General features: G+C 50.2%; 14 protein-coding genes. 6 read left to right on the forward strand and 8 right to left on the reverse strand.

Annotated features, from left to right (window positions below; translation table 11 throughout):
• Positions 1-71: 71 nt before the first annotated feature.
• The gene (locus AC5JLP_RS08465; protein WP_496067490.1) at positions 72-1,256 is read right to left on the reverse strand and encodes an isomerizing glutamine--fructose-6-phosphate transaminase; all 1,185 of its coding nucleotides are present in this window, start codon (positions 1,254-1,256) and stop codon (positions 72-74) included.
• A gap of 72 nt (positions 1,257-1,328) precedes the next feature.
• Here AC5JLP_RS08465 and AC5JLP_RS08470 point away from each other — a divergent pair, with 72 nt between their 5' ends.
• The gene (locus tag AC5JLP_RS08470; RefSeq protein WP_496067524.1) at positions 1,329-1,466 is read left to right on the forward strand and encodes a hypothetical protein; all 138 of its coding nucleotides are present in this window, start codon (positions 1,329-1,331) and stop codon (positions 1,464-1,466) included.
• 87 nt (positions 1,467-1,553) lie between these two features.
• On the opposite strand, the gene AC5JLP_RS08475 is transcribed toward AC5JLP_RS08470, so the two are convergent.
• From AC5JLP_RS08475 to ebsA, 4 genes are all read right to left on the reverse strand, one after another.
• Positions 1,554-2,141 carry a Uma2 family endonuclease gene (locus AC5JLP_RS08475; RefSeq protein ID WP_496067491.1) on the reverse strand — a complete coding sequence of 196 codons (588 nt, stop codon included), beginning with the start codon at positions 2,139-2,141 and terminating at the stop codon, positions 1,554-1,556.
• A 102-nt stretch (positions 2,142-2,243) separates the two neighbouring features.
• Positions 2,244-3,434, reverse strand: coding sequence for a TRC40/GET3/ArsA family transport-energizing ATPase (locus tag AC5JLP_RS08480; RefSeq protein WP_496067492.1), 1,191 nt, complete (start codon positions 3,432-3,434; stop codon positions 2,244-2,246).
• A gap of 42 nt (positions 3,435-3,476) precedes the next feature.
• On the reverse strand, positions 3,477-3,863 hold the full coding sequence (locus tag AC5JLP_RS08485; protein ID WP_496067493.1) for a C6orf136 family protein: 387 nt from the start codon (positions 3,861-3,863) through the stop codon (positions 3,477-3,479).
• A 150-nt stretch (positions 3,864-4,013) separates the two neighbouring features.
• Complete coding sequence (gene ebsA, locus AC5JLP_RS08490) at positions 4,014-4,391, reverse strand: type IV pilus biogenesis protein EbsA (protein ID WP_496067494.1); 378 nt, start codon at positions 4,389-4,391, stop codon at positions 4,014-4,016.
• Between the two features lie 286 nt (positions 4,392-4,677).
• Between ebsA and AC5JLP_RS08495 the strand changes: the two genes are divergently transcribed.
• The gene (locus tag AC5JLP_RS08495) at positions 4,678-5,652 is read left to right on the forward strand and encodes a radical SAM protein (protein ID WP_496067495.1); all 975 of its coding nucleotides are present in this window, start codon (positions 4,678-4,680) and stop codon (positions 5,650-5,652) included.
• Entirely contained in the window at positions 5,606-7,066 is a 1,461-nt protein-coding gene (locus AC5JLP_RS08500; protein ID WP_496067496.1) for a glycosyltransferase family 2 protein, read from the forward strand. The genes AC5JLP_RS08495 and AC5JLP_RS08500 overlap by 47 nt, the downstream gene beginning before the upstream one ends.
• Before the next feature lie 87 nt (positions 7,067-7,153).
• Here the strand turns inward: AC5JLP_RS08500 and AC5JLP_RS08505 are convergent, their stop codons facing one another.
• A complete protein-coding gene (locus tag AC5JLP_RS08505; RefSeq protein WP_496067497.1) occupies positions 7,154-7,759 on the reverse strand; it encodes a DUF3318 domain-containing protein in 606 nt (201 codons plus the stop codon).
• Positions 7,760-8,220: 461 nt separating this feature from the next.
• Here AC5JLP_RS08505 and AC5JLP_RS08510 point away from each other — a divergent pair, with 461 nt between their 5' ends.
• Genes AC5JLP_RS08510 through AC5JLP_RS08520 form a run of 3 tightly spaced genes read left to right on the forward strand, consistent with a single transcriptional unit; the run spans position 8,221 to position 11,454 of the window.
• Positions 8,221-10,995 carry a tetratricopeptide repeat protein gene (locus AC5JLP_RS08510; RefSeq protein WP_496067498.1) on the forward strand — a complete coding sequence of 925 codons (2,775 nt, stop codon included), beginning with the start codon at positions 8,221-8,223 and terminating at the stop codon, positions 10,993-10,995.
• 34 nt (positions 10,996-11,029) lie between these two features.
• Positions 11,030-11,233: a type II toxin-antitoxin system HicB family antitoxin gene (locus tag AC5JLP_RS08515; RefSeq protein ID WP_496067499.1), complete on the forward strand. Its 204-nt coding sequence runs from the start codon at positions 11,030-11,032 to the stop codon at positions 11,231-11,233.
• Complete coding sequence (locus AC5JLP_RS08520) at positions 11,230-11,454, forward strand: type II toxin-antitoxin system HicA family toxin (protein ID WP_496067500.1); 225 nt, start codon at positions 11,230-11,232, stop codon at positions 11,452-11,454. The genes AC5JLP_RS08515 and AC5JLP_RS08520 overlap by 4 nt, the downstream gene beginning before the upstream one ends.
• A 127-nt stretch (positions 11,455-11,581) precedes the next feature.
• On the opposite strand, the gene AC5JLP_RS08525 is transcribed toward AC5JLP_RS08520, so the two are convergent.
• Both AC5JLP_RS08525 and AC5JLP_RS08530 read right to left on the reverse strand, forming a co-directional pair.
• Positions 11,582-12,355 (reverse strand): hypothetical protein, encoded by a 774-nt coding sequence (locus tag AC5JLP_RS08525; protein WP_496067501.1) that lies wholly within the window; start codon positions 12,353-12,355, stop codon positions 11,582-11,584.
• Positions 12,356-12,827: 472 nt separating this feature from the next.
• Positions 12,828-14,225: a hypothetical protein gene (locus AC5JLP_RS08530; RefSeq protein WP_496067502.1), complete on the reverse strand. Its 1,398-nt coding sequence runs from the start codon at positions 14,223-14,225 to the stop codon at positions 12,828-12,830.
• Positions 14,226-14,447: the final 222 nt, after the last annotated feature.

The raw sequence follows: 14,447 nt of genomic DNA on the forward strand, positions 1-14,447 counted from the left end.
AGCGGCTCCATCTTCGCTCATTGTGACAAATCGCTTGCGAGCAGACATCAACCCAAAGACCACGATCGCACTCACGTCAGCAGCGTTTTGGTGATGTTGCGGGGTCGATCGACATCAAAGCTGCGCTGCACGGCGATCGCATACGCCAACAATTGCAGGGGAATGACGGTGAGCAAGGGTGAAAGCCTTTCATCGGTTGCGGGTACAGTCAGCAAATGATCAAACATGGCGTGATCAGCTTGCGTGGAAGCATTGGTAATACCAATCAGAGGCGCTCTATTGGCCTTTACCTTCCGAGCGTTGGCAAGCATTGAGGCATAAACAGTGCCAGCAGGCGCGATCGCAATCACAGAGACGGTCGCATCCAGCAGCGCGATCGGGCCGTGCATAAACTCACCGCTTGCATAACCCTCAGCATGAAGGTAGGTCGTTTCTTTCAGTTTGAGTGCGCCTTCTAAGGCGATTGCATGATTAATGCCTCGTCCCAAAACAATGCAATCCTTTGTGTCAGCAATGATTTTGGCAAGCATTTGAATGGGTTCATGCTGTTGGTTAAGCAGTGTTTCGATCTGGTCGGGCAGCGATCGCAGCGCACCGATCAATGGCATCGCGTCCTGAACTGACAGCGCACGACGACGGAGGGCAAACTCCAACGCCAAACAGCAAAACACTACCAGTTGAGACAAAAAGGTTTTAGTAGCCGCAACGCCAATCTCTACCCCAGCTAGCGTTGGAAAGATGTAATCAACTGCTTTAGATAGCGAACTTTCTGGCTGATTCGTGATGCCGAGTGACCAGGATTGCAAGGAGGCATCTGAGGGCGATCGCCGTTTTGCCACCGCGATCGCAGCTAACGTATCTGCCGTTTCACCTGACTGAGTGACGGCGATCGTGAGTGTATTGGCCCTTAACGGAAACGGGCCAGAGACAAATTCGGAAGCCGATCGCACTCTGGTAGGAATGCCCGCCAGTTGCTCTAGCCAATACTGCGCGACTAAGCCTGCATGACGACTGGTGCCACACGCTACAATCTGAATCTCTGCCACATTAGCAGATACCTGCTCTGGTAGCGCCAAATTAAAGGGAGTGGACAGCACTGAGGCATCCTGGCCATCCCAATCAGGCTTGAGATACGCCGCCAGACATCGACGCACGACCTCTGGCTGCTCGTAGATTTCCTTGAGCATGAAGTGAGCAAACCCTTGTCGATCGGGCAGTTCAGCGTCAGTGTTTTGAATCGGTTTGTGCCCTACCAACGGTAACCTCAACTCATTTCTCAAGTAGCGCCATCACTATTAGCGTGGTATCCTCGCCTCCTACATGGCTCGATCAAAGAGCGCAACAACTGGTGTTTCATCCGTGGTAGCAGTGGCATCCACTGGAAGCAGCTTGAAGATATAAGCACCAAGAACCTGATTCTGGAGCAGCCGCCAGAGAAAGTCAAACATCGTTTCAACGCTGGTTAAGTAATCGGGCTACAGCGGTTTAGACAACAATTGAGACGCACAGGAGCGATCGCAGTTCAGTTTCACGTAAGAGAGCGATCGCGGCTGTTACAGTTTTCCTGCGAGTATTTGACCCGCTGTTAATCGTAAAGCGGGAAAGGTAGGAGATTCAATCAACGCTTCGTCTACAAAGACAGCCTCATCATAGCGACCTTCGTTCAACTGGCAGATGGTTACCTTTCCTTCTAACGGATCAACAATCCAATATTCAGGAATCTCTAGAACGCTGTATTCACTGTACTTAGCGCGGTAGTCTGCCGATTTCGTCGATTCGCTTACTACTTCGACGACTAGCAATGGTGGTGGCTCGTTGAGAGTAATCACAGCTTCGCGATCTACCATTGCGTCCCATTGCGCGATTGACAACACGGTGACATCAGGACTGCGTGACGTGTCCCACCGTCCTCCGCGAGGAGAGCGTACCCCAACCCGCATATCCTTAGCTGTCCACGAAAATTCTACTCGGCTAATTTCGCTCTTAAATTGGTCGTTGATAAATTCCGTAATCGCTCCGTGCTTTCCCATTCCCAAACTCATTGGGCGTAACTCCCCATTAACGAGTTCGTAACGGGTATCTGTCCCGTCATCATAGGCAAGGTATGCCTCGAATGTTAGCTTTTGGATCGTAGTTGTCATTGCAGGTAGCCGAATGATTTCAACCCTCCCCAGGTTCACCGATGAGCCGGAGTTGCCCCTATTCTAGTGTGATCGCTCCAAGCAGCAATCGCCCCAGCATCTCTAAACCCTCACCGCATCGGCAAAGCGAATTTTGAGATAGTCGTCTTCCATTTTGGCTCCCGCAGGTTCGAGGGCGGCTAATGCTTGGGGTAAGACCAGGTTGCGACGGTGATTGCCGATGCGAATATTTAGCTCATCGCCGGATTTGCTTAGCTCGATCTGATGTTTCTCAACGCCGGGTAGATAGACCTCAAGGCTGTACTGCTGCTTGTCTTGTACGACTCGCAGTGTGGTTTCTTTGTAGTAAACCTGTGCCGGATCTTCGTTGTTGGGGTAGAGGGTATCTTTGAGGCGATCGAGCGCTGCCAGTCCGCACATTTCTTCGGAATACAGCGGTACTTCTTTGATGGGCAGTGGCGAAAAGTTTGCGTGGATTTCTTGCCGATACTGCTGCTGCTGCTCTTTCCAGCGCTGAAAGAAGGGGTCAGAAACCGTATTGGGAAGGATACGGTTTGCTACGACCATATCGGTTGCCACGTTATACAGGCTCAGGTAGGCATGAGCACGCAGCGATTCTTTGATTACCATCTTTTCGGGGTTCATGACCAGCCGTACCGAGGTTTGGGTGGCATCGGTCAGCACTTTTTCCAGCGCTTCGATTTGCTCGTAGAACTCGTAGGGCGCGTCCATTACCTCCTTGTCGGGGAGAGAGAAGCCTGCGATCGGTCGAAACAGCGGCTCTACCAGCGGACGCAACGCAACGGAAATACCCTGAAACGGTTTATAGAACTTTCGCATGTACCAGCCGCCCACCTCTGGCAGGCTCAGTAGCCGTAATGCGGTGCCAGTGGGAGCAGAGTCAATAATCAGCACATCGTATTCGTCTTCGTCGTAATGGCGCTTCATCCGCACTAGACCAAAGATCTCGTCCATGCCGGGGAGGATGGCGAGTTCTTCTGCCTGCACGCCTTCCATACCACGCGCTTGTAGAACTTGGGTGATGTAGCGCTTTACTGCACCCCAATTCCCCTCCAATTCTTTTAGGGCATCCAGTTCAGCTCCCCACAGGTTGGGACGCACCAGTTTAGGATCGTGTCCCAACTCCAGGTCAAAACTGTCTGCCAGAGAGTGAGCGGGGTCGGTGCTGAGAACAAGCGTACGGTAGCCCAGTTCGGCACAGCGTAGTCCAGTCGCCGCTGCAACGGAGGTTTTGCCTACGCCCCCCTTGCCCGTCATCAAAATTACGCGCATGGCGATCGAACCTTTGCTGAGAATTGTTTACGTTCTTTTACTTTATCGAGTTTTCGGCAGAAAGTGCTGCTTCAACACGTCCAAGCGTGAACATTGCCAGTAATCAACGTGAGAGGCAATTAAACCGTCAGCATCTAGCGTGAGTTCGCTCCAGCCAGGAATGGTGATGCGAGGATTCCAGGGGAGAGGTGTCTGCCAACTCAACGTCCAATCAGTGCGAATGATGTCACCTGTTTGCTCGATGTGGTGCAAATCCATCCGACAGTGGCGAAACCAGGTTTGGATAAAGGCGATCGTTTTTTGGTAGCGATCGACCCCCCGAAACTCACTCGTTGGGTCTTTAAAGTACACATCCTCAGCGTAGATGCTGTACGTCTGCTCGTCTGGAAAGCGCTGGTAGTCGTCTTTAAGGATCTGGAGAATATCCATGAGAAAAACGGGGCAAAAGGAGCGGGGGAAGCGGGGGGAGCGGAGGAAGATAAGATAGCAAAGGGAAATGGAGGAGCGGAGAAAGAGTTTTGAATTGCTTCCCCTGCCTCCCTAGCTTCCCTAGCCTCCCCTGCTTCCCTAGCCTCCTCTCTACTCGTCATACCGCATGAGCTTACGATAGAACGCTTGCGAAAAGTCTGCCAGGTGAGCGCGTTTAAAGTTGAGAATCACGTCAATGAGAAAATCAATGAACTCAAAATTCGCCATCATGAGTTCGTAGCTGAGATCGGCGTTGCCATCAAACTGGATGCGGCAACGGGTCAAGTCAGCAGGTAAGGTTGACACACTCCATGTGGCAATGAAGGGGATACTTTCGCCACCTTCAATCTTCCGCTGACCTTCTAATGCCCCTTTTTGGTAGAGGCTAATTGCCAGGGGCAGGTGCGATCGCTTGGCTGCCTGTGGGTAGTAGGGCACGTAAACGCCTACATGTTGGTTAGCGGCGGGTTGAAGTTTGTCGATGGACATGCTCAATCTTCCTAAAGTACGTCGATCTGCTCACGTTGCGATAGTTCAGTATGCCCCAAAAAAAGCAGACAGTAACCTGTTAGCAATCATGGGATAACCCTCCTTGTCGTAGCTTATGACCACACGTCTGCAAGCCTCTAGCGGTTATGCTTTTGTTCTAAGCAGCCAGTGAGCTAAACAACAGCCTGCCAACGATTCCCCTGAAAATACTCTATAGTTAAATGCTTGTCTTCCTTACCCGATCGACTTATTGTGAGTTCAGTGGGGACTAAACGTTAGATATTTTATGGCACCTCTGGTTGCAAACTACTACCTGACCTACCGATGTAATGCTCGGTGTCACTTCTGTGACATCTGGGCGCTAGAGCCTAAGCAAGAGGCAGATTTTGACACGATTCGTCAAAATTTGGCAGATCTCAGACGGCTCAACGTGAAGTATGTAGACTTTACGGGCGGCGAGCCGTTGTTGCGGAAAGATGTGGCACAGGTCTTTGCCGAAGCCAAGCGGCAAGGGTTTGTGACGAGCATGACCACCAATACCATCCTCTATCCCAAGCGTGCCAAAGAGATGCAGGGGTTAGTCGATTTTCTCAACTTCTCGTTGGATGGTGCTGATGCTGAAACCCATGATCATTCGAGAGGGGTGAAAATCTTTGACACTCTGGTTGAGTCCGTTCAAATCGCACACTCGCTAGGCGAATTTCCGGTGCTGAATCATACGGTAACGGCGCAGAACTACCAGCGCATTGGTGAAGTAGCCGCATTGGGACAGCAGATAGGAGCGCGGGTTTGGCTTAATCCAGCGTTTACCGCACACAGCAATTACAACTCGAAGAAGAATCCTACACCAGAGCTGGTGACAGCGATCGAGGCGGCGGCAAAACAGTACAGCAATGTGGGCTATAACAAAGCAGCACTCGCCTTTATTGAGGCTGGTGGGAATGATACTAGCAAACCTCGTTGTAAAGCGGTGGATGCTGTGATTGCCATTTCGCCGCACGACGAACTGTTGTTGCCTTGCTATCACTTTGCTCAGACGGGCTTGCCCATTAACGGGCGGCTTTACGACTTGTACAAGCAGTCCGAAATTGTAGAGGACTATCGGCAATCTCAAGGTAAGCTAGCCGTGTGTGAAGGCTGCACGGTTTGGTGTTATCTGATTCCGAGCTTCTTCAAAGGTTTAGACAAATATTGGTGGTTGAATCAAGTAACTTATGCCGGAGAGTTCCTGGCCCGAAAACGATTCCTACAGCGAGCTTGAACCGCTTCACTCGTTGTTAGGCGATCGCTCTGATCTGCCTGAAGCAGACGGCGCATCTCATCAACCCGATCGCGGTGAAAACCGACGAAGACGAGCAGCGGTGGCGCTGGTTTGCATTTGGAGTGGCACGATCGCGCTGCACCTTGTGACGTGGGGGTATTGGGTCATCATTGGCTTGACAACGTTGATGAGTATTCAGGCCGTCAGAATTTTGCTGTCACGTCCGTTGCCTGTCCCTGGCCCTTTATTAGATACAGAGGAGGATGTGTTTCCTCTGGTTTCCATTCTGGTGGCAGCGAAGAATGAAGAAGCGGTCATTGCTCGACTAGTCAAAACACTATGCGCATTGAATTACCCGGCTCAATGCTATGAGCTTTGGGTAATTGATGACAACAGTACCGATAAGACCCCTCTCTTACTCCAAGAACTGACAGAGCAGTATGAGCAGTTACGGGTCTTTTACCGTTCAGCCAATGCTAGCGGCGGCAAGTCAGGTGCGTTAAACCAGGTGTTGCCTTTGACCAGGGGAGAAATTATTGCCGTCTTTGATGCGGATGCCCAGGTTTCGCAAGATATGCTGCTGCGGGTCTTACCGCTCTTTAAGCGCGAAGCCTTAGGGGCTGTACAGGTCCGAAAAGCGGTTTCCAACGGGTCTGAAAACGGCTGGACATGTGGTCAGGTCGCTGAAATGGCACTGGATTCGTTTTACCAGCGACAGCGCATTGCGATCGGCGGTATTGGTGAATTGCGCGGGAATGGTCAATTTGTCCGTCGTGAAGCGTTGGAACGGTGCGGTGGCTGGAATGAAGCGACGATCACCGATGACCTGGATCTCACGTTTCGGCTGCATCTCGATCAATGGGACGTTGATTTTATGGCGGTACCAGCCGTTGAAGAAGAAGGTGTTACACGGGCGATCTCGCTCTGGCATCAGCGAAGCCGCTGGGCTGAGGGAGGCTACCAGCGCTATCTAGATTATTGGCAGCCGATTCTGCGCAACCGGATGGGCACCCGCAAAACGATCGACCTCTTCATGTTTTGGGTGATTCAGTATTTGCTGCCCACGGCGATCGTGCCGGATCTGTTGATGTCTCTTTTACGCAATCGTCCCTTGCTCGTAACCCCACTAACGACGCTTACACTGGCGCTGTCGGTGTTCGGTACTGTAGCAGGACTGCGGCAGATTCGATCGCAGGTGAAAAATTCGTCTCAACTGGCGCAAGAGATACTTTTACCAAAGCGGAGTGCAGTGAGCCAGCAGTTAATCTCATCTTTACGACTGTTGTTTCACACGCTTTTTGGCACACTGTATATGTTCCACTGGTTGCCAGTAGTTGCCGTCACAACAATGCGCCTCGCAATTCGCCCTAAGCGGCTGAAGTGGGTGAAGACAATTCACCAGGGTGAGGGGTGAGGGAGTTTTGAGTTAAAAGTTTTGAGTTTTGAGTTGCGAATTACCCCGCGCCTCCCCTGCTTCCTCTGCCTCCCCCGGTACCCTTTCTCAATTCTGCCGCACTCGATCGGGGACTCCAACGGGTGACAGTCCAGACAGGGATCGCAGATTTTGCGATCGCAAGAGTTCGGTAAAGTTCAACGGACGACCTTCAATCTCGGCAACGGCTTCAATGGCGGTCAGGAGATGGCGAGCGGCTTCGGTTTCTTCGTAACCACGACGTTGAGCAACACGCAGGGCAGCTTCGTCTGCATCCAGTTCGGTTTGGGTGCTGCGGTTACTTCGCCAGATCTGGGTGCCTGCGATCGCGGTTAGCCCACCTGCGGCAATGATGCCAACGGGATCGCCCTGCACCAGTTCTACAATGCCGCCCACAACGCCTGCCAGCACGACACCTTGATAGAGGCTGGGACGAAACCATTTCACGCCTGTCAGCCAACTCACGGTGCGGAGAATGAGCAGATCGCGCTGAGGGCGAGAGAGTCGATCCCACAGATCAAAGTTAATCCAGATGAGGCGATCGCGCACCCACGGCATGGGAAAGGTGCTATCCACCACGAGCCGTTGCTCTGGTTTGCTGACTAGCTTTGTTGCCATGCGACCAGAGGCTGGCATCACATCCAACAGACGGCGCATCTCAAAGTCTGGGTTCATAGCGGTTGCTGCTTGTCTTCACCTGTGAGCATTGTCGCACGAACAAAAGTGAGGTTGTTGAAAAGGCGAATAGGAAACCGAAGTTTGTCTCACCATTGCAGATACACCAGCGACGCGAAAGCAAAAAGACCGAGGCAAGATTTGTAAATGGCCTGAGCCTTTGGCTTTAGAAGTCCAAGGTTGAAGTTCAGAGCTGGACGGTTGCAGCAAAAAGCTCGGCGTTTCGAGTTCAGAACTGCATTAGTCGAGTACAAAGCTCGATGAGTGGAGCAAAACAGTCGAAGTTCCGAGTTCTAAGCTTGAAGTGCCGAGTTAAAAGGTCGGCGTTCCAGGTTCCGAGGTCGGCGTTTCAAGCAAAAAGGTTGAGGCTCCGAGTTCAGGGATTGGAAGGTGAGAGTTAGAGGGTGATCGCAGTGATAGGAGGGCTAGAATGTGTGAAAAGATAAACCGTCAACGTTGATATGACCGATTTAGACCCCTATATCTCCCGTCAGTCAGCCCAAAAACTGCTAGACAATTTTGGCAAAGCACTAAAACAACCGGAGGTAAACCCTCTGGTCTTCTATGCTTATGGTATCGGGGGCGTTGGTAAGTCCACTCTTTTAGACAAATTGCGGGAAACGTATGCAAATGACGCAAAATTTGCCAGAGCTTTTTTTGGTTCTACATCCAAAGTAGACAGCCCACTGGCACTCATGGAGCATCTGTATAAGCAGTTGCCGGATGATGGCTGGGGCGACGACACGTTTACGGAATTATGCCAAAAGTACAGAGAGACGCTGCACAAACTAGAAACGGAATCTGCTGATGGTAAAGGTGCCGCCAGCGCAGAGCAGGTGAGTCTGGTTAAAAAGCTAGTTGGCGGTGCCGTCAAGATGCTTGCTTCATTGCAACTGTCAGAGAAAGCGGCGGAGCAATTTGGTAAAGCGGCTGAGGGGGTTGTGGATGTCGCATCGTTGGCCTTGTCGGAAAAGGATCGACTGGAACAGTTGGTGAAACAGCATCGGGCAACCAAGAACAAGCGTGAGTTGCAGGAACTAATGCTAGACCCGTTGCCTAAGCTGACGCAAGCTTTTGCAGCAGGGGTAATTCAGAAAGCGCAGCAACACCCCATTGTGTTAGAACTCGATACTTACGAGAAGGCATCATCGGATTTTGATGTCTTCCTGTGTAAATACCTTCTGGGAGACACAGCGCTGCAAACCTACCCCGTTCGTATTGTGATGGCAGGGCGTTACTCGCTGAAGAATAAACGCTATCAGCGGATGTTTCAGCATCACTGGAACCTAATTTATGAGCGTCAGCTTGAGAAATTCATTCCGAGTGAAACAAAAGCATATTTAAGGGCGATCGGCATTGATAAACCGAACGAAGTCCGCCGATTGACGCAAGCATCAAAAGGGCTTCCCTATTTTCTTAAATTGATCAAAGACCAGAAGGAAGATGGACGATCGCTTAATGCTTTGCGCGACAACGACGAAATTGTCGATCGACTACTGGATGGACTGACTCCTATACAGAAGCAAGCTGTACGCCTGGCAGCTCACTGCCGCTGGTTCGATCGTCCAATGATTCAGTATCTGGTAGAGGCTAATTTAACTCTTGAGAATCAAGTAACAGAAGCCCAAATTGACTGGTTTGACTGGCTGATTGATCGAGACTTTGTAGTTCGGGGTACCTATCGCATTGATGATGTCGCACGCGATGTGATCCGCGCAGAACAACACAAGGTAGACGAGCAAGGCTTTCGTCACGTCCATGATCAATTAGCTCAATACTTTCAGCAGTTAGCAGATCACGAAGTCGCTCACGATCAACCTGCTCCAGCGAGATATGAAAACTCAGATTGGCGCAGATATGTTGCCGAAACAGCCTATCATGCTCTTTTCGCTAACAGAGATAAAGGACAGTTTCGACTGCTCACCTACTTTTTTGAAGGCGCACACCTCAAACAGCCCGATGTTGCGATCTCCGCCTTCATTGCAGTCGCCGCCGAAGCAGAGCCCAAAGACAATAAACTGTTGCCTGAAGATACGCAACGGTTTCTAGACAGCATTCAATTGGCGATTATGTTTGGCTGGCAAGTGATCGGGAATCATCCAGATCAGTATGAATTTAACCTTGAAAAGCCTGAATCCGCTAAGAATCAAAAAAATGAATTAATTAAAGCTCAAATTGAGTCAGCGCTGGAAAGCTGCTTTCGGAAAACCGATCATCTCACTGGATTGGCAAAGTATGCGGGATTAATGAGCAAAATGGTGCGATGCCAACCTAATCAGCAACTTACTTTAGTTAGACAAGCAAAGGAGGAAGCGGAGAAAATTGTTACTTTGGCTTATCCGGAGTTCAGCAGTGTTCTCTTCCTTGATATTAGTGATGCTTTTGATAGCCTAGACCTTTCTCAAGAAGCACTCGATAGCTTTGATAAAGCAATTGGTCTTGAACCTGATCACTATGGAATTTGGAATAACCGAGGGCTTGTACTGCGAAAGCTAAAACGCTTTGAGGAAGCACTCGATAGCTTTGACAAAGCAATTGAGCTCAAACCTGATGCTTACCCTTGGAGAAATCGAGGTCTTGTTCTAGAAAATCTAGAGCGCTATGATGAAGCGCTTTGTAGCTATGACAAAGCGCTTGAGCTCAAACCTGATTACTACAAACCTTGGAGTGACCGGGGGAATGTTCTAGAAAATCTAGAGCGCTATGATGAAGCGCTTTGTAGCTATGACAAAGCGCTTGAATGCAAATCTGATGCCTACGAAGTTTGGGCAAGACAAGGTGATGTCTTACGGGAGCTAAGGCGATATGAAGAGGCACTTACTAGCTATGACAAAGCATTAAAAGTTACAAAGGGTGATACTGGTGTCTGGAACTCAAGAGGTTTATGCTTGAGCTTTTTACAACGGCATGAAGAAGCTATTAGCAATCTCAAAAAAGCAAGGGATCTTGATAAAAAAGAACCCTTATATTTAGCCAATCAAGGCATTGTTTTGGCTCGTGTAGGTCGCTACGCAGAAGCTTTAGATCTTTGTGAGCAAGCCCTCAACTTGAAAGAGGATGAAGGAGGACATTACGGTAAAGCTTGTTGCTATGCTCTACAGGGTCATGATGCCTTAGCTATTGAATCTCTGCGACGGGCGATTGAATATGCGCCTCGTCGATGTCGATTGGAGGCAAAATACAACCCAGACTTCGATCGACTTCGACAAAATGAAGCGTTTCAAGCATTGTTTTGAAATTTAGCCATCACCAATTCAAGGAGACAATAAGATGAAATGGCGTGTTGTGCTTGAAACCGATCCTGAAACGGGAGATTGGGCAGTTTGGTGTCCAGAATTGCCTGGTTGTGTATCAGCCGGTGAAACGGAAGAAGAAGCCTTAGAAAACATCCGCGAAGCAATTACCCTTTACTTAGAACCTGATCAAATCGAGTTAAAATCAGGCGCGGTTGTACGCGAGGTTCTGGTGGGATGACTCGTATCCGACCGATGAATGCCGCTGATGTAGAACGTATCTTGACAAGGTATGGCTTTGAGTTGGTGTCTCAAAAAGGAAGTCATCGAAAGTGGCGAAATCTGGAACGGAACCTTCAAGTGATCGTGCCTTATCACAAAGGTAGAAGCCTCCCGATCGGCACCTTACGCAACATCATGATAAGCGCCAGTATTCCAGAAGCTGAATGGAAAAAGGGATAGAACATCAGAAACTGTGTTGTATATGAGCAGCTAAAGCAATGCTCGTCTTGCTTCAGGCTACTAAAGAGCCACGTTGCTTGAAACCATAGCCTCTGCTAGCGTTTTCGTTCTCCGATCGCGTCAGGAACTAACGATCGACCGAGGGCTTTGCTGAGGCAGCGATCGGCAATTGCAGTTTGGGCAATAGCTTGGCGAGGTGAGGTTCAAACCGCTGGAAGTCTGCCAGCGTCTTAAATTTGCCCGTTTCAGATGTGGCATCAAACGCCGTTGTGATGACGTAAAGCGTCGAGCCATCAAAGGCCACGTAACCAATGTGCCGTTCGTGAATGTCCTTGTTCTGCTTCAGCCCTGCAAAGCTGTAGTGTAGTCCGGTTAGTTTGCCGATCGTGACTTGTGTGGGTGGTTGAGTTGTGAAGGTAATGGTTTTGCCGTATGCGGATGCGCGATCGGTTCTAAAGGTGGTGTAGTAATCGTCAACCCATGCCCTAAGAGCCGTCAAAACCCGGCTGCGGTATTGTGGGTCAGCGTAGTTTGCTTTAGCAGGAATCCCTGCATCTGTCAGCTTTTGCTTCAGATCAGCCCGACTGCTGAGGAGAAACGTACCCATTTCTACGGTGCCTACCAGGGTTTTCTGATCATAGACACAAAGTAGGGGAGCCTTGCTCTTGCTATCACAGGGAGCTACACGCCACGGTGAAGGCATTTTGGTCGTTCCCAGTGCCCGTGTCCAGATATTGGTCTCACGCAGATTAGCGGGCAGTATCGTTTTGGGTGGCTCGGATCTGGGTGGATCAGCGGTGATCGCTCTGCTCGCGGTGAACTGGTTGCTGGCAATGACAATAGCGGCAACGATCGTGCCCCAACTGACGACTGGCAATGCTCTCAACAGCAATCTCATCATGGTAGCGTAATTCAAGCTAAAAGGGGCCGGATTAAGATCATACGCCGTCTTTTTCAATCAATCAGGAGGAAAAAGACGCAATCAGGCAAAGCGTTTAGCGGTCAGCTATCAGTTCTCTTCTAAAAACCAATAACTGCTTTAGCAATCAGCGGAGAAGTTTTGAGTTTTGAGTTAAATAGGACTTACGCATTTGCCCCCAAACCCCCAATCTTGGGGGCTTTGATTGAGACGGTTCCCCCAAAGTTGGGGGCTAGGGGGCGAAAGATGACCGCTTTTGCGTAAGTCCTATTAAAGAGCGATCAGCGGTCAGTTCTCTAGCTTTCAACGGTCAGCCATCAGCTTTTTAGCCTTTAAGCCCTCATCCTTTAGCCTTTAGCCCTTTAGCCTTTGTCCATCTGCCTTTAACCGACTCCCCACTCCTTCCTTTTCCCTTCTACCTTCTGCCCTCTGCCTTCTACTTTCTACCTTTGCTTCACACACTACTTTCTACAGGAAGTCCGCGCATCGCTACTTTGCGGCTTTCAAACACTTGCAAAATCCCGTTTGTAATCGTGTCAACCACGGTGCGATCGCATGCAGCTAAAAAGGCTTCTGCGGTCAGCGTTCCTTTGAAGAAATCTTTCGCGTGGACAAGCAACCGTCGCGACTCCGAGAACCCGATCGATTTGATGATATAGGTTGCTACAGGTGAATTTTTAATGTCATAGGAGGATGATTGCCCACGGCCTTTTTCAACCAGGCTCAACACGTCTTCTTCGATCGCGTTACTGGGTGCAACAGTCATCACCACGTAGGGTAAAAAGTTCTCTAGCTGCGCCACCGATCGCCCCTGAGACGAGAGTTCACCCATCATCGTTGCCAGGGGAATATCGCGTCCAAGTCGCTGTGATAGGGCCTCGATGACGGCGATCGACAGCAGCTTACTGCCGAGATAGAGCCGTGCTACTTCCAGGTTGCGTTGGGTTCGTGCGATCAGTTGTTGATACACCTCTACAGGCGGTTCCGATTGAAATATCTGGAACACCAGTTCGGGCTTCAGAAAGTACATGAAGCCTTCCATCTTTTGCAGTGAACTCCGGTAGCCGCTCACCGTGTAAGAGTTGGCATTCGTCAAGTCATGGTTAGTTTCAGGCAAGAGGTTCCAGGTATTGTCGAGGAAATCTGCGGCTGAAGGATAGGCAAAATTTTCCACATCGCGATTGGCGAGTCGTACCGATCGCCGGACGATGTAGCTCACTTCCTCATCATCCCAACCAAAGCCCATGCTGGCATTAGTCTCTTGCAACCGCGCGTAAAGGCGATCGCTGGGACTCAAACCCGCCTCAGATAGACTGCGGAACGGGATGGTCGCCTCAATACAGGCAACGACCTGCGCAATGTGTCTTGCCTCAAGCGAGTGTTCCAACGATTTAGCGGCAATGAGCGCACTGAGAAATTCATTCTGGCCCGCAGCGGGTTTTAGCACCTCCTCAGGCACAAAACCAAACAAGTGCGTCACCAGGTCAAACAGGGGATCATTCGGTAGCTCGGTGCGATCGCGAATCACCAACTGTCCCGTGATTTCTTTCACGAAAGCAGAGATATAGCCACTGATATTGACGCTAACGCCCTGATCGACCTGAACGTACACCAGATCATGAAATAAGGCCGCCAAGACTTCAATAGCATCCCCCGATGCGCCCACCTCAAAAATATGTTCAGGCGTGTGGAAGAAGCGCCACGGGCCTGTCATCGTTTGAATCACCAGTGCGGCTGTTTTGTTCAAGCGACCGGGATCAGCATCTCCTCCTAACTGCTCCACTGCCCAAAGCAGCTTCTCCAAACAGCGTTCTTGATCCTGTCCCGATTCCCAATCCCGTTCAAGCGCCATAGGGGTTTCTCCACTTGGATTGAGTACGATGCACAAGTTGTTTGCATGGTATCAGGAACGCCTGTAGGAAACGACCGTTCTTGATGCTGTTAACAAAGATTCAACTTGCTCGCACAAAACTTGACGATCGACTATGACAGCAAGACTTCTAGTGAAACTTTTTGAGCCTTAACATCTCCTCACTGAAGGCTTTCGCGTGCCTTCGCTAAAGTTCAGCTAATG

The sequence above is a fragment of the Stenomitos rutilans genome, assembly GCF_059505485.1.